A 19,910-nucleotide genomic window follows, 5' to 3' on the forward strand; every position below is an offset into this window, starting at 1 on the left:
CTCACAGCTTCCAGACGTTCTCGCCGTCGCCCATGACGTCGCGCGGGTCTACCAAGACGCAATCGCCGAACGCCTCGGGCCTTCCCTTCACCTGACTGTGGCCGACCATGACGATCACCATCTCCAGGCCGTCCAGGAACTCCTCCATGGAGTGCACCTGGTTCGGGACCTCGTCGCGCTCGACCCAGGGATCGTAGACCTTGACGGCATGCCCGCAGAGGTGCTCCTCCATGGACTCCAGCATCTGGAGCGTCGGAGACTCGCGCACGTCGTCCACGTCCTCCTTGTAGGTTAGCCCATAGATCCCGACCTTCGAGGGGTCGGTTATGCCGTTCTCTGCCATGGCCTCATGTGCGCGGCGCAGGACGTAATCGGGCATGGAGGCGTTGGTCTGGAGCGCCAGGCGGATGAGGCTCGCAGTCTCGGGGTAGTCGCCCACGAGGAACCAGGGGTCCACTGGGATGCAGTGGCCGCCAACGCCAGGGCCTGGCTGGAGAATGTTGACGCGCGGATGCTTGTTGGCAATCCGTATCACCTCATGCACGTCCATGCCTCCCACGCGGCATACCTTCGCCAGCTCGTTGGCGAAGGCAATGTTGACGGCGCGGAAGGTGTTCTCCACCACCTTGGTCATCTCAGCGGTGCGGATGTCGGTGACGGCGATCTCGCCCTGGCAGAAGCTGGCGTACAGCTCGGCCACGCGCCCGCCCACCTCAGGGTCATCAGCGCCGATGGTTCGGTTGTTGTGCAGCAGCTCGTGGACCATGTTGCCGGGGATGATGCGCTCGGGGGCGTGGACGAGCGCCACGTCCCCGCGGCCCGCCTCGATCAAGAGAGGACGCACGAAACGATCTATCGTACCCGGGGAGATTGTGGATTCGACCACCATTACTGCGTTCTCGGGAGCTACCTCCAGAACCGTCCTGCAAGCGGCGACCACATAGCCAGGGTCGATCTTCTTGCTGACCTTGTCGTAGGGGGTGGGCACCGAAACGATATACGTGTCGCACACCGGATACTCGGTAGTGAATCTGATACCAGCCTTGAGCGCCTCGGCGAACAGCTCGTCCAGGCCCTCCTCCTTAAAGGTGGTGCGACCGGCATTGAGCGTTGCCACGAGTTCCTCGTTGTAGTCCGTACCCACCACCTCGACGCCGTGAGAGGCCATCATAAGGGCAGTGGGCAGCCCGATGTAGCCAAGACCGATTACATTAACCATCGTCTTCATTCCTTCCATTTATGGATATGCGATATGAGATCAACCTGTCGTGGCCCGTCAGGACGATTGACTGCGCAGCATCACAGACAAAACCGAGCCAGTCGGAATATCGAGATCGTTTAGCTTTCCTGGTTGTGAAGTTGTGTCTCATAACTTCCGTATTGTTCGAAGGTTGAGCAGGGCCTTGCTAAGCATGCCGCGCCGCCAACCTCCCGACCTCCTGCGCGAACGTCTCCGCGAACCGCTGGCGCGAGTGGTTCGCGACCACCCACGCCGAAGCGGCAGCCCTCTCCTCGTCTGAGAACCGGCGCCCCATCAGCCGATCGAAGGCAGCCAGCAGCGCGGCGGGATCCTCTGGCGCAGCGTGCACGCCGAGCCCGCATTCGTCCAGCAGGTCAGCCGCGTCACCCTCGGCGGCGAGCAGCACCGGGCACGAGCACCCGAGCGCCTCGTACATCTTGGTGGGGATGCTGTCTCGCAGGCGAGAGCTCACCAGTGGAACATAGGCAAGCGTCGCATGGCGCAGCACAGTGAAAACACTTCTCTCATCAACGGCTCCGCAGAACTCCACGTTGGAAAGGCCCTCGACAAGAACCCTCTCCCTAAGCTTCGCCTCATCCGCTCCCTTCCCGAAGATCAAGAATCGCACGCCCGAACGTGTCTTCGCGATGTCCAGTAGCGTGCCGAGCCCTTGAGCGAGGCCGATGTTGCCCACATAGGCGCACACCGGGCCGTCATCAAGGCGCAGGCGCTCCACGAGAGAGGGATCGTCTTCGTTCTCCAGGAACGACTCGTCGATCCCGTTAGGGACGAGGACCACCCGGGCGTTCGGCACCCGGGCGTTCAACTTCTCGACCTTGCCAGGAGAAACAGAAGTCACGAGGTCGGCAGCGGCGTACGCCTTTCGGGCGACGCGCTCGAAGAAACGACCGTAGAGGCTGCCCGGCACGAAGCTGCCCATCTCATAAGCCACGTCCGGCCATATATCCCGAACGTCCAGAACGAGCTTCGCCCGCTTCCTCTTGGCTATCCACACAGCGGAGGATGCGAACAGGAGCGGTGGCAGCGTGCAGACAACGGCGTCGAAGCCCCCGAGTCCATCAGCAGCCCTCACCGCCTCTCGCGCCCCGCCGAAGTTGTTGCGAAGACGGTTCACGAGTGTCTTCTCCACGAGGGGAAAGGTCTCGAAGAACGTAACGTATTCCGGAGGCGTGTAGCCCTCGGGCGCACCGATCAGGCTGTCACTCGACGCGAGTACGCGCACATCGTGGCCAGCGCCGCGCAAGACGTTCGCGAACACCACGCTGCGGTTGGCGCACGCCGTCCTGGCAGGACGATAGGTATCCGCGAGGTAGAGGATCCTCATCGCGCCCCCTCGTGGGTAAAGAGCACGCGTATTGTCTTCCAGATGATCGACCAGTCCATCACAATCGACCGGTGCTTGACGTACTCCAGGTCGTAGAGCGCCTTCTCCTCGGGGATGAGGTCGTAACCGCCGTTCACCTGGGCCAGGCCCGTGATGCCGGGCTTGACTACCATGCGCTGGGAGAAGCCGCGGATATACTTCTCGAACTCATCGTAGAACACCTTGCGCTCGGGGCGCGGGCCTATGAGGGAGAGATCACCCTTCACCACCGACCAGAACTGGGGCAGCTCGTCCAGCCGGTTGGCCCTGATCTTCTTTCCTATGGGGGTGACGCGGGGGTCGTCTCCCTCGGCCCACTGTGCTCCGCGCTCCTCGGCGTCGACGTACATGCTGCGGAACTTGACGATGGTTATGGGCCTGCCGTTAAGGCCCAGGCGCTCCTGCCTGTAGAAGACGGGGCCAGGTGAGTCCCTCTTGATCTTGCAGGCGATGACGGCCATGGGGATGGCGCACACGACCAGCGCACAGGAGCAGCTCACTATGTCGAAGACGCGCTTAACGAAGCGGTACAGATGGCGCTTGGGCAGCTTGTCCGGGTCGATTCTCTCGAGTTCGACCACCTTGGACGTGTCAACGAGCTTGGCGACCGTCTCGACTACGGCGGGGTCAACCTCGTCGTTGTAGTTGGCGCGGGGCAAGATGCCTCCCGCATGCCGTCGCTCTGCAGTGCCAGAGTAGGCAACCCCACCGCCCCCGGTGACTAAACCAGCTTGGCCATCAAACCTATCATCAAAAGGTGGTTGTGCGATCTCGAAGCCGATGATCCCAGGCCGCTTGGCCGAGGCGGAGCTCCTTTCGTCAACGATCATCATACAAACGCCGCAGCTGACGTGGTAGGCACAACGAAGCCGCGTCCCTTTCTACCGAATGCGCATTTGGGTTTTCTCGAAACCAGCTTGTTTCCATTGCCTAGCTGGGCTTTCAGGGTGTTCAGCGAGCAACTTCCGAAGCTGTGCCTAATTATGACTTGTTCGTCGCGCTCCTGCGCGTAGATCACGGGGCCCGGGGACTCCGACTTGACCTTGACCGCCATCGCGGCCATGGGCAGGGCGAGCAAGGCGAGCGCCAGCCCGCACGCGCACACGTCGAACGCCCTCTTGACGAATCGGTACCCGAGCCCGCCCGCGACCTCGGGCTCCTCGAGCACCAGCACGTCGTCGCCAGGCAGGAGCCTCTCCAGCACGTCGGCGGGGATGCCCCTCTCGCGGAGAGCAGGCTCGTGCTTGCCGGCCGCGTCCACCGCGGCCGCGGCCCTGCGGGCCCCGGGCGTGACGTAAGCGTCCTCTAGCTGCGCATCAAAGCTCACGCGCAGACCCTCCCCTCTCGCTGGGTCAATTGACCCAGTTTCACCAAGGAACACCTTGTCCGGTTGTCAACGCTTTTCTGCAATCTTGTCTTTCTCGTGCTTCGTCATTCTGGGAGAATGCCCAGGCCAACGGTGGTCTTTATCTTCATGGGACCCACGTGGAACTCCAGGAAGGCCAGGCTGTCGGAACGCCTCACCTTCGTGATACGACCCTCGTAGCCTTTGAGCGGGCCCTGCGTCACCTCGAGCGCATCGCCGACCTTGCGGCCGAAGCTCATGGGGACCACGCGGTCGCCGCGTCTCGTGTTGGCCTCCAGCCATGTGCGCTCGTAGGCGCTCAGGGGAACGTACGTCTGACCAGCCTTGACCACGCGGCAGAAGCCGCCCACGCGCCGCAGGCACTGCGCCAGCTTGGCAGGGTCGTTGGCGACGGCGATCAGGTAGCCCGGCATGAGCGCACGCTCGACGTCGCGCCACTCACCGCGCATCTTCTTCTGCGTGCGGTAACGGGGTGCGAAGCACTCGTCGAGCTTCAGGAGCTCGGACCGGCTGTCAGCGCCGTCAGGCTCGCTCATTTCGCTTGAGTTGCCTGCTAGCAGAGCGCCAGCAGTATCGCCAGCGTTGTCGGGGCCAGCAGTTTCGCCGCAGCCATCCACGTCATTCGCGCTGTTTACTCCGTCGTCTTCGGCCAGCTCACTTGCCTCAGCGTACGCAGCCGTTATCAGCCGCACCATCTTGCGCTCTTGGCCGGACATGACCTGCACCGGATACCAGTCGAGTTGGGACATGGCTTCGCCGCTCCTTCCTTCGAAGGTCTCAAAACCCCCTGGCAGAGCGCGGCTTCGCCGCTCCCCTCGCCAGGGGTCAGACCGCTCGCAGGCACGGCTTCGTCGTGGTCGCTTCGGCCTTGGTCAGACGTATCGTTCCCGCACCCGCGAGCCCTCTATGGAAGGAGCTGCCCGCAAAGCTTCTCGGGAGTATGTGGGTTGCGAGGTCGCCGCCAAAAAAGGCAGCTTCCTGCGGCGGAGGCGCGCTCGCGCTCCCGCCGCAGGAAGCTGACATGCGCCAGCCTTCCCTCTATGTCGTCGTTGCCGCTGTCGCGCCCGCCGCAGCTCGCGAGCTGGTCATCGTTGTCGTTGCCGCGCCCCTAGCGTCCCGCCGGCATCGCACGCGCAGGCCCATGCGGGCCTCCACCTCTCGCCCGGCCACGCTCATGCGCACGTAGGCGCGCTTGCCGCGATGGCTCACGCGGCGGATCAGGCCCTCGCGGCCACAAAGCGGCCCGCTTGTCACCGTGACCTCGCCGCCCGGGCCGACGAGTCCCTCCGAGAAGCCGACCACGCGGCGTCCTGGACGCGTGAGCGCGCAGAGGAGCGCGACCTCGGCCTCGCCCATCTCGGCGGCGCCGGGCCGCGAGGCGAGCACCTCGTCGACGCCACGCGCATGCCGCAAAGCCGCCCGCACCTCGCGTCGCCCGGGCGCCACGGCCACGACGACGCCGGGGATCAGGGGCTCCGCGCCCTCGACCACCTCGCCGCCGCGCACCGCGCGCGTCACCGCACTCGGCACGAACAGCTCCTCGAGCCCGTCAGCTACAGCCGTGTCCCGCAGAAGGGACAGCGCTTCCCACTCACGACCCCGCCTCACGTTGATCGCGAACCACATGCCGATCACCCCTAGCTCTTGAAGGGAACGTCTAAGGGCACAAGCTCGGTGAACCCGCGGCCGCCGTCGCCCACCCGCACCGCGCAGCGGCGCTTGTGACGGTCGACCTTGCTCACGCGCGCCTCCTGGCCTACCAAAGGGCCGCTCTGCACGCGCAGCTGACCGCCCGCGATCACCGCAGTGCTGTTGCGCAGCACGCGCTCGCCGTCGAGGGCGGCCTCGAACCACGCCTGCGCCTCGGACGACAGCGGCGTCGGGCGCAGGCTGCGCCCGCCGGCGACCTCGGCCGGGAAGCTCAAGCGGGATATGGAGCGCGCCAACGCGCGCCCGTCACGCGACACGGCGACGAAGTAGCCCTTGTACATCGGCGCGGACTCGAGACGCCAGATGCCGCCGCGCTTGAACCAGCGCTCCTTGCGCATCACGAAGGCATCGTCGATCAGCTCGGGTGAAACGGTGCCGCGCACCTTCTCACACGTGGACGCCTCGCGGCCCTCAGGCACGTGCACGAGGTACCAGCGCGCGCATCCGCGCAGGTCATCGCCCGCATGAACGCCGCCCAGAAGCCTCTCGGCAGCAACGGCCTCGCTCGTGCCCAACCCGCTTCACCTCCGTCTCGCAGCAAGGACGCCGACGCGAGGAGGAGCCCCCTCAGGCCGACGTCGTCAAAACGTACACGTTTTGACGAAGGCCCTCTGCAGGACGATATTTCGGCGCGAAAAAGCGCGCGTTCGTTGAAACGGCAGGTAATTTGCCACGTGTTGCCAGATGGAATGGGTATAATAGGCGAGCGTTAAGCGTTATGAGAACGTGTACTTTTTGTGAGCGCGCATGCTGTGCTTGGTGGCTGTTGGCGCTTTGTGCGCAGCTGCGGGCGCTTCGTGCTTGGGGCCAGATCCTTCGACTTCGCGCCCTTCGGGCGCTCCGCTCAGGATGACACGGAAAACGGGTGCTTTATTCGGAATGACACGGGAAAGAAAAAGGGGGCCTGCGACGTTTTTCGTCGCAGGCCCCTTGTCGCATTATGGCTGGCCCCTGCTGTAGGTTCAGGCCTTACCGCTCCTCTATGCTGAGGGATAGGCGGGGGGCGGCGAGGTGGTTGTCTACGCCTACTGCTTGGCAGGCGCCGCAGCCGGTGCACTTCTCGAAGGTGCAGTCGGGCGTGGTCTGACCGCGCTCGGCGCGCTTTCGCTCGAGCGCCAGAAAGCGCGTCGACACGCCGCACGAGATGTGCGCCCAGGGCATCACGTAGCTCGGGTCAAAGGCGGCCTGCGCGACGCGCTCGGGGTCGAGCCCCAGCTCAGCGGCCGCATCGCGCCACGCCTGCTCGCAGAAGAGCTCCGTCCACGCGTCGAAGCGCGCGCCGCGCCGCCAGGCGCCCTCCACCAAATCGGCCACCTCGCGCCCGCCGCGGCTCATGACCGCCTCCACGAAGCTCGTCTCGGGGTCGTGGTAGCGCACGTCGACGGCCTTGTACTTCACCGAGCGCTTGAGGATGCCCACGCGCCGCAGCGTCTCCTCGGGCGAGATCTGCCCGTCCCACTGGAACGGCGTCTGCGCCTTCGGCACGAACACCGCGCACGACACGCTCACGCGCACGCTGCCGCGCTGCTCGGGCGGCACGGCGGCCTTCGCGCGGTCGTACGCGCGGCTGGCCAGGCTCGCGATCCCCTTGATGTCGTCGTCGGTCTCGGTGGGCAGCCCGATCATGAAGTAGAGCTTGCAGCGCCGCCAGCCCGCCGCGAAGGCGGCGTCGATGGCGCCGAAGAGATCCTCCTCGGTGACGTTCTTGTTGATCACGTCGCGCAGGCGCTGCGTGCCCGCCTCAGGCGCGAACGTGAGGCCGCCCTTCTTCTGCCCGGCCACGAGGCCCGCCATCTCCACGCCGAACGAGTCGAGGCGCTGCGAGGGCACCGACACGCGGATGCCGCGGCCCGCGCACGCCGCGTTCACGCGCGTGAGGATGTCGGCGATCTGCGAGTGGTCGGTCGAGGAGAGCGAGGTCAGGCTCACCTCGTCGTACCCCGTCTCGTCGAGGCCGCGCACCACCGCGTCCACGATGCTGTCAGCCGGCCGCTCGCGCACGGGGCGGTACATCATGCCCGCCTGGCAGAAGCGGCACCCGCGCGCGCAGCCGCGCAGCACCTCCACGTTGAGGCGGTCGTGCACCACCTCGGTGTAGGGCACCACCGTGGGCTCCCACGCGCTCGACGCGGCGAAGCCGGCGAACACGCGCTTGTCGACGCGCGCGGGCACGCCCTCATCGAGCGGCTCCGCCCAGCTGCCCGCCTCCTGCGCCTCCGCTTCGCTTCTCCAGCGGTACAGCGACGGCACGTAGGTGCCGGGGACCTGCGAGAGCGCGCGCAGGATCTCGGCGCGCGAGGCGCCGGCGGCGCGCAGCTCGCGCGTGAGCAGCAGAAGCTCGGGAACCGCCTCCTCGCCCTCGCCCACCGAGATCACGTCGAAGAACGGCGCGTAGGGCTCGGGGTTGTAGGCGCAGGGGCCGCCGCCGAACACGAACGGGTCGTCCTCGGCGCGGTCCGCCGCGCGCACGGGCAGGCCCGCGAGGTCGATCACCTCGAGCACGTTGGTGGCGGCGAGCTCGTGGGGCAGCGTGATGCCGATCACGTCGAACTCGACAAGCGGCGCGCAGCTCTCGAGCGAGAACAGCGGCAGGCCCTCCTCGCGCATGATCCCGATGAGGTCGATCGCAGGCAGAAACGCGCGCTCGGCCATGAGGTGATCGGCGGCGTTCACCGCGTTCACGAGGATGCGCACGGCCTGATTCGCCTGCCCGAGCTCGTAGGTGTCGGGATACACCATGCAGAAGGCGAAGTCGGCGCCCTGCTTGTAGGTGCAGCCCCACTCGTGGTTCAGGTAGCGCGCCGGGCGCTCGACGCGCGCGAGCAGCGGCTCGAGGCGCGGCCACAGATCGGTTCTGAGCATGGGACCCCTTCGCTACTGCGCGCGCAGGCGGGCGAACGCCGCCTGGGCCGCGTCCTTCGCCACCCCGAGCGCGCGCTGCCCCGCCGGCGTGGCCGCAGCGGCGCTAGCCACGTCGACGGCCTCGTCGCGCGCCTTCTGCACCACGCTCGCGAAGCCCACGATGTCGCCGCCGGCCTCGAAGTACTCGATGGCCGCGCGCCCCATGGCGACCGTGCCCGCGTACCCCACGCCTGCGCGCACGGCCCAGCCGAGCACGGGGACGGCGCCGGCCACGCTGCGCGCCACGTTGCGGCAGAAAAACGCGCCGCCCACCACGGCGGCGAGCTCCTTGATGCGCTCGCCGTTGAGGGGGCAGCCGTAGGCCGCGGCGATCTGCAGCAGCATCTTGGCCTGGTTGAGCGTCATGACGGGCATGTCGGCGCCGGGGATGATGAGCACGAGGCCCACCGCGCCGTTCTGCAGCGCCGTGGCGTTCACCGCGTCGATGGACAGCGGGCGGCGCACGAAGGGGAAGGCCAGCGCGAAGGCGAGCTTCTTCTGGGAGCACGCCGCGATGATCCACTCGCCCATGCGGCGGTCGAGCGCGGAGGCGGCCTCGTCGTCGAGCTCGTAGGGCTCCGCGGCGGCAGCGGCGTCCGGACCCGCGGCGCCCTCCGGGCTGGCAGCACCCGCGCCCTCGCCCGCAGCGCGCAGCCCCACGCGCGCGGCCAGCTTGCCCGCCACCTCGCCGACGCGCGACGACGCGCGCACGGGCGACACGACGTCGCCCTCGGGGATCGGCGCGCCGAACGCCTCGGCCATATCGCGCACGAGGCTCGGCATGGTGGTCGCCACCATCACGGGGATGCCCGCCTCGCGCAGGCGGGCGGCCTGCGCCCCTATGAAGTCGGAGGTGCCCGCCACGATGACCGCCATGTCGTCGGCCTCGTAGGGCACCACGGGGCGCTCGTCGAGGTAGCTGATGGTCACGCGCGTGTGCCGCCCCGCGCTCGCGAACGCCGAGCGCACGTGCCCCACCACGTCGCCCGGGGCGGTGTCGTCGATAAAAACCGACACCGCCAGCGGCGTCTTCGTGGCCGTCTCTATGTCAGTCGCCGCCTTGATCACGGCGGGAATGTCAACGGGCAGTTGCATAGTTGCCTCCCTTCCCGAGGGCGCTCTCATGGGACCACACCGAGCCGATGAGCCCCAGCATCACAAAGTTCACCACCATGAACGACGAGCCGTAGCTCACGAACGGCAGCGGGATGCCCGTGATGGGCATGAGCCCGCAGCACATGCCCACGTTCTCCAGGATCTGGAACAGCCACATGCCCACGATGGCGCACACCACCAGCATGCCGAAGAGGTTGTCGCAGTTCCGCGCTATGGACAAGCTTACCAGAATGAGCGCGACGTAGAGGGCGAGCAGGGCCATCGCGCCCACGAAGCCCGTCTCCTCCGCGAGCACGCAGAAGATGAAGTCGGTGGGCGCCTCGGGCAGAAAGCCCATGGTCGACTGGCTGCCGCTCAGAAGCCCCTTGCCGAAGAGCCCGCCCGAGCCGATGGCGATCTTAGCCTGCGCGAGGTTGTAGCCCTCGTCGGTCATGTTCGCGCCGTCCTGGTCGAGGAACACGAGCAGGCGGTTGCGCTGGTACTGCTTGAGCAGGCGGTACTCCCACTCACCCGAGTCGGTCTGGTACTTCAGCACCTCGTCGACCGCGAACACGCAGGCCACTGCCGCGATGCCGGCCGCCAGCGTGATGAGCAGGTACTTCCGCTTGGCCCCGCCCATCACGAGCACCGTGCCCGAGATGAACAAATACACCAGGCCCGTGCCCAGATCGGGCTGAGTCATGATGCACAGAAACGGGATGGACAGAAGGCCGAGCACCTTCAGGTACTCGCGCGCGTCGTCGAGCGTGCCGCCGTAGCGCGCCACGAGGCTCGCCGCGAACAGCACCACCGTGACCTTCGCGAACTCGCCAGGCTGCACCTGCATGCCGATGTTGATCCACGAGGTGGCGCCCATGGTGGTCACGCCGATCACCGGCAGGTGCGGCGAGAGGATGAGCACCACGTTCACCACGAGGAAGGCCGTGGTCATGTTCGCGAGCTTGCGGTAGTCGAAGCGCCACACGAGCGCCATGAGGATGAGGCCCGCCGCCACGCCGCCAAGCTGCTTGGCGAAGCTGTAGTCGGCGTCGGTCTCCACCGCCGACCAGCAGATGACGAGGCCGAACGTGACGAGCACCGCGACGATCGCCACGAAGGGGACGTTCACCCACCGCAGAAGCCCCGTCTGCGGGCGGGCGGCGGAGCGCTTCACGTCAGGCGTGCGCAGCGCGTCGATCTGGGGAAGTCGTGCCATAGTTCGCTCCCTCCCCTAGTCCGTGCGGCCCGTGCTGCCGGTGAACTCCACCGCGACGGACTTGCCCGTCGAGCCGGCCACGCGCTTGACCTCGCCCGCCTCGCCCGCCTCGGCCCGCATGAGCGCGCCGAGCACCGCCGCCACGATGGGGCCCGCGGTGTCGGAGCCGCCGCCGCCCTGCTCGATGATGCAGGTGGCCACGTAGTGCGGGTCGTCGTAGGGCGCGTACGCCGCGAACCACGCGTCGTCGGGGCGGTCGGTGTGCTCGGCCGTGCCCGACTTGCCCGCCGCGTTGAGGCCCTGCTCGTTGAACACGCGCGCCGAGCCCGCGTTGTCGGTGATCACCGCGCGCAGCGCGTCGCGCACGTAGGCCAGATGGTCCTCGTTCACGTCAGGCTCCGAGACCACCTCCGCCGACGCCTTCACCACGGCGTCGTCCTGGGCGTTGCGCACCTCCTTCAACAGGTGCGGGCGCATGATCTTGCCCGTGGCGATGCCGCCGTAGGCGCAGGCCATCTGCAGGGGCGTGACGAGCACGTCGCCCTGGCCGATGATCATGTTGGTGTAGTCGCCGCCGCGCCACGCCGCCTCGGAGGGCACGTTGCGCCACTGCTCGGCCTTCCACGCCGGCGTGGGGATGCGCCCCGCGAGCTCGCCGTCGAGGTCGACGCCGGTGGTCTTGCCGAAGTTGTACTTGGCCAGGTAGTCCTGGAGCGCCGTCTCCGACAGCTCGCCCGTGCCGTTCGGGCCGTGGTCGTAGAACGCCTTCGCGATCTCGTAGAACACCACGTCGCACGAGTGCACGATGCCCCCGCGCAAATCGAGCGTGCCGTGCCCGGTGAGCAGCCAGCACTTCTGCACGTCGCCCGAGCCGAAGCCGTCCCACGAGCCGCTGCACGCCCACGTGCTCGTCTTCGTGGCGAACCCGTGGTGCAGGCCCGCCATGGAGGTGAACGCCTTGTAGGTCGACGCAGCCGCGTACTGCCCGGCCACGGAGCGGTTGGTGAGCGGCGAGTGCGACTCCTCGGTGGTGTAGAGGTCCCAGATGTCCTGGGAGATGCCGCCGGTGAAGTTCGCCGGGTCGAACGTGGGGTAGCTCGCCATCACCATGACCGAGCCGTCGCGCACGTCCATGGCCACCACCGAGCCGGCCACGCCGCTGCCCGTGCCGATGTCGCCTTTGGGCGCGATGGTGGAGGCCAGAAGCGAGTCGGCCACGTACTGGGCCGCCGCGTTGATGGTGAGGTGCACGTCGGAGCCCTTCGAGGGCTGCGTCTCGCTCACGACGTCCTCCACGTTGCCCTCCGCGTCCACCATCACCTTGCGCTGGCCGTGGTCGCCCGAGAGCACGTTGTCGTAGTACGCCTCGACGCCCGACAGGCCCACGGTGTCGGTGGCCTTGATGGTGCGCCCGTCGATGGACGTCTCGAGCAGGTCCTCGGTCGGCGCGCCCGTGTAGCCGAGCGCGTGCGCGCACAGGGCGCCGAAGGGGTACTCGCGCACGGTGCGCGACTCCACCGACACGCCGGGGAAGGCGTCGGCGTGCTCGGAGATGAAGGCCACGTCGCGCAGGCGCACGTCGTCAGCCACCACGCGCTGGCTCTGCGCGCCCGCCGTGGTGTCGCTGATGCGCTTGCGCACGATGTTCGCGGGCAGGCCGAGCACGGCCGACAGGCGGCGCACCACGTCGTTGTCGTCGATCACGTCGGGGTCGGCCAGGACCGTCTGGCTCGCGCGGTTGGTCACGAGCGCCACCCCCGTGGAATCGTAGACGCACCCGCGCGGCGCGGGGGTGGACACGGTGGCGTAGAGGTTCTCCTCGGCGTCGGAGGCGTACTGCTCGCCCGACATGACCTGCATGCCCCACAAACGCGTGGCGAGCGCGGCGAAGATGCCAGCGGAGAGCACGCCGAGGCCCACGAAGCGGCTCGAGAGCGAGTCGCTCGGCTTCTTCGCGGCGGCGGTGTCGGTGGACACGTGCACGTCGCCGGCGAGCGCGGACTTCGCGCCCGACTGCTTCTCGAAGGGAGACGAGCCCACGCCGACGGTGTCGAGCTGGGCCACCTTCTTGCCCGATCCCGCCTTCGGCGTGGCGCTTCGGGCGCGCACCACGAGCACGGCGATGACGACGGCGATGACGACGAGCGCGGCGACGACGGCCGCGATGATGGCTGTGAGCATTCCGCGCACCTCCTCGCTAGATCATCGTGGGCGTCTTGGGCTGCTGCGGTCCGCGGCGGGCGATGAAGCGCACGACGAGCGGGAACATCACCAGCCCGATGACGGCGTCGTAGAGCGCGCACGGCAGGCCGCGGTAGACGAGCGCGTCGAGCAGGCTCACGTCCATGCCGCACACCATGAGCAGCACGCCGTAGAGCAGCTCGACCGCAAGCGACGAGACGAGCAGCATCAAAAGCGGCATGAACAGGGTGCCGTTGTCCACGAGCGCCGAGGCGCGGGAGAGCAGAAACGTTGCCAGAACGAGAAGAAGCGCGCACGCCCCCACCGGGCCGCCGCCGATGAGGTCGAACAGAAGGCCCAGCACGAACGGCATGACGAGCCCGCACGACTGCGCGCGCGTCACGGCGACCACGAGCGCGTAGGCCAGCATGAAGTTCGGCACCGCCGCGAACAGCGCGATGTGGGGCGCCACGACGACCTGCAGCAGCACGGCTATGACCGCGCCTATGCCCGTGGCTATGCGCTCGCCGTTGTCCATGCTACTGCCCACCTCCCCCGTTGTCCGAGCGGTCGGACGCGGCGCTCTTCACCACGATGACCTCCTCGAAGGAGGTGGCCTGCTCGTTCGGCGACACGATCACGCGCCGCGTGCCGTCGTTGGCGTTGCCGTCCACGCGCACGATGGTGCCGATGAGCAGGCCGCGCGTGTAGCTTCCGCCCAAGCCGCTCGTGAGCACCACGTCGCCCACGGAAAGCGTCACGTCGGCGTCGACGTTCTCCAGGTACAGCAGGCCCGCCAGAGACCCGCGCACCACGCCCTCGGCGCGCGAGGACTGCACCATGGCGGCCGCGCCCGACTGCGGGTCGGTGAGCAGGCGCACCTCGGCGGAGCCCGGGCTCGCCGACACCACCTGGCCGACCACGCCCGAAGGCCCCATCACGGTGAGGCCCGGCTCCACGCCGTCGGACGTGCCCACGTCGATGGTCACGCGCTGGTTCCACGCGTCGGTGGAGCGCCCGATCACGCGCCCCGACACGCCGTCGACCTGGTACTTGTCCTTGAGCTCGAGCAGGCCGCTCAAGCGCTCGGCCTCGAGGCGGTACTCCTCGGCCTGCGTGACGAGCTCGGTGAGCTCGGCGTTGCGCTCGCGCAGGGCCGTCAGCGTCTCCTCGGAGGCCGTGGCGTCGGCCACCGCCGCAGCCGCGCCCTCCCCTGCCGCGCCGACCGCCGTGCCCGCCGCCTTGAACGGCGCGGCGGCTCCCGCGAACGCGCTCTGCACCGCGTGCAGGGGCCCGTCGGCGCCTTCGCGCGCGTAGATCGTCATGCACGCGATGGAGACGACCACGAGCACGACGAGAAGCACCCGCGTGGCGGATGCTGATCCTCTGTCTTGGAAGTTCAACGCCATGCGGAGACGTGGAGCCCTATTTGGAGCGCATGAGCGTCTGGCGCAGCGCCGTGGGCGTCTCGAGCACCTTCAGGCAGCCCGACACCACGTTGGTGAGCGCCGTCTCGGACACCCACACGGGGATCTCGAGCTTGTCGGTGAGATAGCGGTCGAGGCCCGACAGCAGGCCGCCGCCGCCCGTGAGCAGGATGCCGTTCTGGATGATGTCCGAGGCCAGGTCGGGGTTGGTGGTCTTGAACGTGTCCTTGATGTGGATGACCATCTCCTCGATGGGCGCCTGCAGGGCCGCGCGCACGTCCTCCGACTGGATGGTGACCTCCTTGGGCTGTTCGGTGTAGACGTCCTGGCCCGAGATGATCATGTCGCGCTCGCGCCCGTCCTCGAACGGCAGGATGGAGCCGATCTTGATCTTGATGATCTCGGCCGTGCGCTCGCCGATCTTGATGCCGAGCAGGTCGCGCAGGTGCATGGCGATGGCCTCGTCGAGGCGGTTGCCCGCCAGGCGCAGCGAGCTCGAGGTGACGATGCCGCCGAGCGAGATGACGGCCACCTCCGTGGTGCCGCCGCCGATGTCGACGACCATCGAGCCCGTCGGCTCGGTGACGGGCAGATCAGCGCCCATCGCGGCCGCCATGGGCTCCTCGATGAGGTAGGCCTGGCGCGCACCGGCCTGGATGGCCGCCTCGAACACCGCGCGCTTCTCCACCGAGGTGGCGCCGCACGGGATGCAGATGACGATGCGGGGCTTGGGCTGCCAGGGGTACTTGCGCTCGGACGCCTTGTTGATGAACGCGGAGAGCATGGCCTCCGTGACGTCGTAGTCGGCGATCACGCCGTCCTTCAGCGGATGCTCCGCCGAGAACGCGTCGGGCGTGTGGTTGATCATGTTCTTGGCCTCATGGCCCACGGCGAGCACGCGGTGCGTGCTCTTCTCTATGGCGACGACCGAGGGCTCGTTGATGACGATGCCCTCGCCCGTGATGGCGACAAGCGTGTTGGCGGTGCCGAGGTCGATGGCCATGTCGGCGGACATCTGACCGGTCAGACTCGAGAACGCATCTAAGAAGGACATGCGAAATTACCCTTCTGATTGGGTCGTACAGATAGACCAAAATTCTATCATAGCGCCCCAACCGCAGGCGAAAATCCACAGGGGGAACAATCCTCGGGCAGGCACGGGGCGCGCCCCTCACGCGCGCCCGGAAGCGCCCCGCCGGCCATGCGACGCGATCGGCCGAATCCTCGGACGCACCCGCCGACGCGGCGGCGCCCGCGCTCCCCTCCCTAGTGGACGCTGCAGCTCAGGCAGGGGTCATAGGCGCGCACGAGCTTCTCCACCTCGAGCTGGATGACCTCCTCCGACTCGCCGGCCGCGACGAGCTTCCCGGCGAGCTGGCGCATGTCGGCCTCGAGGTTCGCGATGTTCTGCGCCGTGGGCGTCATGATGCTCGCGCGCACCACGCGCCCCTCCTCGTCGAGCTCGAGCTCGTGGAACAGCGCGCCACGCGGGGCCTCCGTGAACCCGACGCCGCGGCCCGCGCGCACCTCGAACGCCACCGGCTCGCTTACGCCCTCGAACGCCGCGCCCGCCGGCTCGGCCAGGCGCCGGCACAGCTTCGCGCACCGCTCGAGCGCGTCCACGATCTCGACCGCCTGCGCCACGTTGTTGGCGAACGGGTTGTACTCGGGCGGGCGCAGCCCCGCCTTGGCCGCCGCGAAGCGGGCCGTGCGGGACAGCGCGCCCCACGAGGCGTTGATGCGCGCGAGCGCCGCCGTCATGTAGGGCGCGCCCGTCGCGCGCACGCGCGCGCAGAACGCCGCCGAGTGCCCCACCGCGTACTCCTCGATGGCCTCGCCGACATGGGCGGCGTCGAACTCCACGCCGCTGCGCACGAAGCGCGCCGTGTCAGAGTCGATCACCGGGTAGGCGCCCGGCGCCACCATGGCGAGCATGTCGCCCTCGGTCTGCACGTCGACCACATCGAAGTCGTTGAACAGGTCGACCGCGGCCAGCGCGAAGGGCTGCGCGGCCTCGAGCTTCTCGGCCAGCTCCAAGTACTCGTCAGGCGAGATCTCGTGCGTGAAGCCGCCCACCACCGCCGTGATGGGGTGGATGGAGCGCCCGCCGACCTTCGTGCACAGCTCGTTGCCGAGCGCCTTCAGCGAGAGCGCCCCGTCGAACAGCGCCGGGTTGGCGTCGGCCAGCGGGAACACGCTCTTGTGGCCCAGGAAGTCGGGCGCGGCGAACACGAACAGGTGCGTCGCGTGGTTCTGCAGGTAGCTCCCGTACACCAGAAGCTCGCGCAGCGCGCGCGTGCGGTCGGACACCGCGACGCCGAAGGCCTGCTCGATGGCGCGCAGGTCGGTGACCACGTGGCTCGACGAGCAGATGCCGCACACGCGCGAGGCGATGTAGGGCACCTCCTCGAAGTAGCGGCCGCGCACCATGCTCTCGAACAGGCGCGCGGGCTCCACCACGGCGAGCTCGCACGAGGTGACCTCGCCGTCCTCGATGACCAGGCGGATGTCGCCGTGCCCCTCGACGCGGGCGACGTGATCCACGGATATGGCGGTTTTGCTCATAGCTCAAACGTCCTTCACTCGTGCGGCAGCTGACGTGCGCAGCTGGCAGCTAGGCGGAAATGGCGGGGTTTGTCTGGTTGAACATCTCGAGCGCCTCGTCGAAGCGCGCGACGGGCACGCCCGAGCGCTCGCAGACGCGCCGCGCGGCGGGCACGTTCGCGTCCGGCGAGAGGCCCGCGCACCCGTTGCAGGGGCGGCCCAGGTTCGGGCAGCGCGCGCCGCAGCCGGAGCGCGTCACCATCCCCAGGCACAGCGTCTCGCGGCCGTAGAAGCAGCCGCGCTCGTTGCGCTTGCACTCGCCGCACAGCGTCGAGCTGCGGCGGAAGCTGTTCGAGCCGTAGAGCACCTGCTGGAGCACGCGCACGAACTCGAGCGGGTCGACCGGGCAGCACGCCACCTCGAAGTCGACGTCGATCACCGAGCTCACCGGGCGCGGCGCGCACATGGTGCCGCACGCCTCGGGGACGTGCTCGCCGTACACCTGCACGGGGCGCGTCAGGTAGCCCTCCGCCGCCATGCCGGGGATGCCCGCCGTGGCGGCGCACGCGCCGATGGTGATGACCGCCGACGCGCGGCGGCGCACCTCGAGCAGCGTGCTCACGGCCTCCTCGGTGGTGACGGCGCCCTCGACGACGGCCACGTCGAACTCCTCCGGCATCGGCTCGGAGTGCGTGAGCTGCCAGTAGCGCAGGTCGATCTGCCCGAGCACGTCGACGAGGTGAGCCTCGGCGTTCGTGATGTTGATCTGGCAGCCGAAGCAGCTCGCAAGCCCCACGAATACCACGCGCGGCATGCGCGCCTCCTCGGCGCTGTTCGTCAAGTTCTGCATTTACATCGACCCCTGAATGTTCTTGGCTTCCCAGTAGTTGAACACGGGCCCGTCGATGCAGCAGTACTGGTGCCCGATTTGGCAGTGGCCGCACTTGCCCATGCCGCACTTCATGTGCCGCTCGAAGCTCATGTAGATGTGGTCGTAGCTGATGCCCTTCTTGCGCATCTCCTCGACCACGAACTTGTACATGACCGGAGGCCCGCACACCGCGCCGTACGTGCTCGACGCGTTGACCTCAAGGTGCTCGAAGGGCTTGGTGACCAGGCCCACCTCGCCGTCCCACGTCTCGTCGGGATGGTCGACCGTCAAATACAGCTCGAAGTCCTTGCGGTGGCGCCACATCTCGAACTGGTTGCGGAACATCACCTCGGAGGGGTTCTTCGACCCGTAGATGATGGTGACGCGGCCGAACTCGGAGCGCTCGTCGTGGATGTTGTTGATGAGCGAGCGCAGAGGCGCGATGCCGAGGCCGCCCGCCACGAGCAGGATGTCATGCCCCTTCATCTGCTCGAAGGGGAACGGGCGCCCGTAGGGCCCGCGGATGCCCACGATGTCGCCGCACTGCATCTGGTGCAGCCGCTCGGTGAAGGTGCCGGCGCGGCGCACGCACAGCTCGATGAAGCCGCTCTTCGACGGCGAGCTCGTGATGGAGATGGGCGCCTCGCCCACGCCGAAGATGGACACCTCCACGAACTGCCCGGGCTCGTGGTGGAACGCGTTGCGGATGCGCTCGTCCACGAGGCGGAACTCGAAGAGCTTCTCGGTGGCGGTGAGCTCGGTGATGCTCGTGATGCGCGCCGGCCACGGGCGGTACGGGTTCGCGCGCATCATCTCGGCGCCGGTCTGCGGCGCGCCTGAGTCGCGGAAGGGATGCACGACCACGCTGGTGCTCCTAGGCATTCTCGGCCCCCTTCCGCTCGAAGAACTTCAGCACCTCGATGGGCGATATGTCGGCCTTGCAGGCGTACACGCAGCGCCCGCACCCCACGCAGAGGTTGCGGTCGTGCGCGGACAGAAAGCCGTTGAGCTTGTGGTACATGCGGTGGCGCACGCGGTTGCGCCCGTCAGCGCGGAAGTTGTACCCGCCGGCCACCTGCGCGAACTGCGGGCTCGTGCAGGCGTCCCACACGCGCTCGCGCCGCCCGGACTTGCCGTCGGGGTCGAGCGTGTCGCAGATGTCGAAGCAGTAGCACGTCGGGCACACGCTCGAGCACGCCGTGCACGAGAGGCACCGCCCCCCGAGCTCCTCCCAGAACGGGTCGGAGTGGAAGGCGTCCATGAGCATGGGGATCTCCTGGATGTCGGGGATGTCGGGGTTGAACGCGGCCTGGCGGCGGCGCGTGGCCTGGCGGAACGCGATGCGGTCCTCGTCAGTGGCCTCGCGCGGGCTGCACGCGCCCTCGAGGATGTTGGCCGCCTCGACGCTGCCGATGGACACGAGGTAGCGGTCCCCGATGTCCTGCAGGAACAGGTCGTAGCCGTTGCGCGCCTCGTCGGAGTCGAGCAGGTGGCAGAAGCACCCCTCAGACGGCATGCAGCTCACGCCCACCACCATGGTGGCCGCCTTGTGCGCCTCGTAGTAGGGGTCGGGGTAGCGCGCGTCCTCGAACACGCTGTTCAGGCAGTTCAGCGCGTTGATGTCGCAGGCGTGCGCGCCGAAGAGCACGCGCGGCTTGACGCGCATCTCGAAGTCGCGCACCTCGTTGCCGTCCTTGTCGAACTCGAACAGCGTCTCGCGCGGGGGAAGGTAGTACTTCTTGAGCGACGTGATGGTGGTCGGGTAGTCGAGCACGATGTCGTCGAACGACTCGATCACCTCGAAGGCGTAGCTGCGCCCGCTGCGCACAGGCGCCACCACCTCATACGTCTCCATGAAAGCCGACACCAGCGAGGGAAGCTCGCTCGCATCGATGACTCGATAGAGCATACGCGCGTGTCCTTGTCTCGTCTTGGGGTTGTCGCGTGTGCCCTATGATAAACCCCGCGCCCGCCT

General features: G+C 67.8%; 18 protein-coding genes. All 18 read right to left on the reverse strand.

What is annotated here, in order from left to right; translation table 11 throughout:
* Window position 1 precedes the first annotated feature (1 nt).
* The 18 genes from G7Y50_RS07100 to G7Y50_RS07185 all read right to left on the reverse strand — a co-directional run bounded on the left by G7Y50_RS07100 (window position 2) and on the right by G7Y50_RS07185 (window position 19,844).
* Complete coding sequence (locus G7Y50_RS07100; RefSeq protein ID WP_165051527.1) at window positions 2–1,219, reverse strand: nucleotide sugar dehydrogenase; 1,218 nt, start codon at window positions 1,217–1,219, stop codon at window positions 2–4.
* A 187-nt stretch (window positions 1,220–1,406) separates the two neighbouring features.
* On the reverse strand, window positions 1,407–2,585 hold the full coding sequence (locus G7Y50_RS07105) for a glycosyltransferase family 4 protein (RefSeq protein ID WP_165057008.1): 1,179 nt from the start codon (window positions 2,583–2,585) through the stop codon (window positions 1,407–1,409).
* Window positions 2,582–3,283: a sugar transferase gene (locus tag G7Y50_RS07110; RefSeq protein WP_206214799.1), complete on the reverse strand. Its 702-nt coding sequence runs from the start codon at window positions 3,281–3,283 to the stop codon at window positions 2,582–2,584. Before G7Y50_RS07110 ends, G7Y50_RS07105 begins: the two co-directional genes overlap by 4 nt.
* Before the next feature lie 170 nt (window positions 3,284–3,453).
* The gene (locus tag G7Y50_RS07115) at window positions 3,454–3,951 is read right to left on the reverse strand and encodes a sugar transferase (RefSeq protein WP_206214800.1); all 498 of its coding nucleotides are present in this window, start codon (window positions 3,949–3,951) and stop codon (window positions 3,454–3,456) included.
* 104 nt (window positions 3,952–4,055) lie between these two features.
* On the reverse strand, window positions 4,056–4,739 hold the full coding sequence (locus G7Y50_RS07120; protein ID WP_165051502.1) for a hypothetical protein: 684 nt from the start codon (window positions 4,737–4,739) through the stop codon (window positions 4,056–4,058).
* 289 nt (window positions 4,740–5,028) lie between these two features.
* A complete protein-coding gene (locus G7Y50_RS07125) occupies window positions 5,029–5,616 on the reverse strand; it encodes a transcription termination/antitermination protein NusG (RefSeq protein ID WP_165051497.1) in 588 nt (195 codons plus the stop codon).
* A gap of 11 nt (window positions 5,617–5,627) precedes the next feature.
* A complete protein-coding gene (locus G7Y50_RS07130) occupies window positions 5,628–6,215 on the reverse strand; it encodes a hypothetical protein (RefSeq protein ID WP_165051488.1) in 588 nt (195 codons plus the stop codon).
* Window positions 6,216–6,669: 454 nt separating this feature from the next.
* Complete coding sequence (locus G7Y50_RS07135; protein ID WP_165051481.1) at window positions 6,670–8,562, reverse strand: TIGR03960 family B12-binding radical SAM protein; 1,893 nt, start codon at window positions 8,560–8,562, stop codon at window positions 6,670–6,672.
* 12 nt (window positions 8,563–8,574) lie between these two features.
* Window positions 8,575–9,696 (reverse strand): YcjF family protein, encoded by a 1,122-nt coding sequence (locus tag G7Y50_RS07140; protein WP_165051476.1) that lies wholly within the window; start codon window positions 9,694–9,696, stop codon window positions 8,575–8,577.
* A complete protein-coding gene (gene rodA / locus G7Y50_RS07145; protein WP_165051470.1) occupies window positions 9,680–10,912 on the reverse strand; it encodes a rod shape-determining protein RodA in 1,233 nt (410 codons plus the stop codon). Before rodA ends, G7Y50_RS07140 begins: the two co-directional genes overlap by 17 nt.
* 15 nt (window positions 10,913–10,927) lie before the next feature.
* Entirely contained in the window at window positions 10,928–13,093 is a 2,166-nt protein-coding gene (mrdA, locus tag G7Y50_RS07150) for a penicillin-binding protein 2 (RefSeq protein ID WP_165051460.1), read from the reverse strand.
* A 16-nt stretch (window positions 13,094–13,109) separates the two neighbouring features.
* Window positions 13,110–13,631, reverse strand: coding sequence for a rod shape-determining protein MreD (mreD, locus tag G7Y50_RS07155; RefSeq protein WP_165051451.1), 522 nt, complete (start codon window positions 13,629–13,631; stop codon window positions 13,110–13,112).
* Between the two features lies 1 nt (window position 13,632).
* Window positions 13,633–14,502, reverse strand: a complete 870-nt coding sequence (gene mreC / locus G7Y50_RS07160) for a rod shape-determining protein MreC (RefSeq protein ID WP_165051440.1) — start codon at window positions 14,500–14,502, stop codon at window positions 13,633–13,635.
* 16 nt (window positions 14,503–14,518) lie between these two features.
* The gene (locus tag G7Y50_RS07165; protein ID WP_165051415.1) at window positions 14,519–15,574 is read right to left on the reverse strand and encodes a rod shape-determining protein; all 1,056 of its coding nucleotides are present in this window, start codon (window positions 15,572–15,574) and stop codon (window positions 14,519–14,521) included.
* A gap of 212 nt (window positions 15,575–15,786) precedes the next feature.
* Window positions 15,787–17,085: a Ni/Fe hydrogenase subunit alpha gene (locus G7Y50_RS07170; RefSeq protein ID WP_165051406.1), complete on the reverse strand. Its 1,299-nt coding sequence runs from the start codon at window positions 17,083–17,085 to the stop codon at window positions 15,787–15,789.
* Between the two features lie 49 nt (window positions 17,086–17,134).
* On the reverse strand, window positions 17,135–17,914 hold the full coding sequence (locus G7Y50_RS07175) for an NADH:ubiquinone oxidoreductase (protein WP_165051400.1): 780 nt from the start codon (window positions 17,912–17,914) through the stop codon (window positions 17,135–17,137).
* A complete protein-coding gene (locus G7Y50_RS07180) occupies window positions 17,915–18,817 on the reverse strand; it encodes an FAD/NAD(P)-binding protein (RefSeq protein ID WP_165051392.1) in 903 nt (300 codons plus the stop codon).
* Window positions 18,810–19,844 (reverse strand): 4Fe-4S dicluster domain-containing protein, encoded by a 1,035-nt coding sequence (locus tag G7Y50_RS07185; protein WP_165051384.1) that lies wholly within the window; start codon window positions 19,842–19,844, stop codon window positions 18,810–18,812. The genes G7Y50_RS07180 and G7Y50_RS07185 overlap by 8 nt, the downstream gene beginning before the upstream one ends.
* Between the last annotated feature and the right edge of the window lie 66 nt (window positions 19,845–19,910).

This window comes from Adlercreutzia sp. ZJ176 (genome assembly GCF_011038975.1).
In the GTDB taxonomy this organism is placed as follows: domain Bacteria; phylum Actinomycetota; class Coriobacteriia; order Coriobacteriales; family Eggerthellaceae; genus CAAEEV01.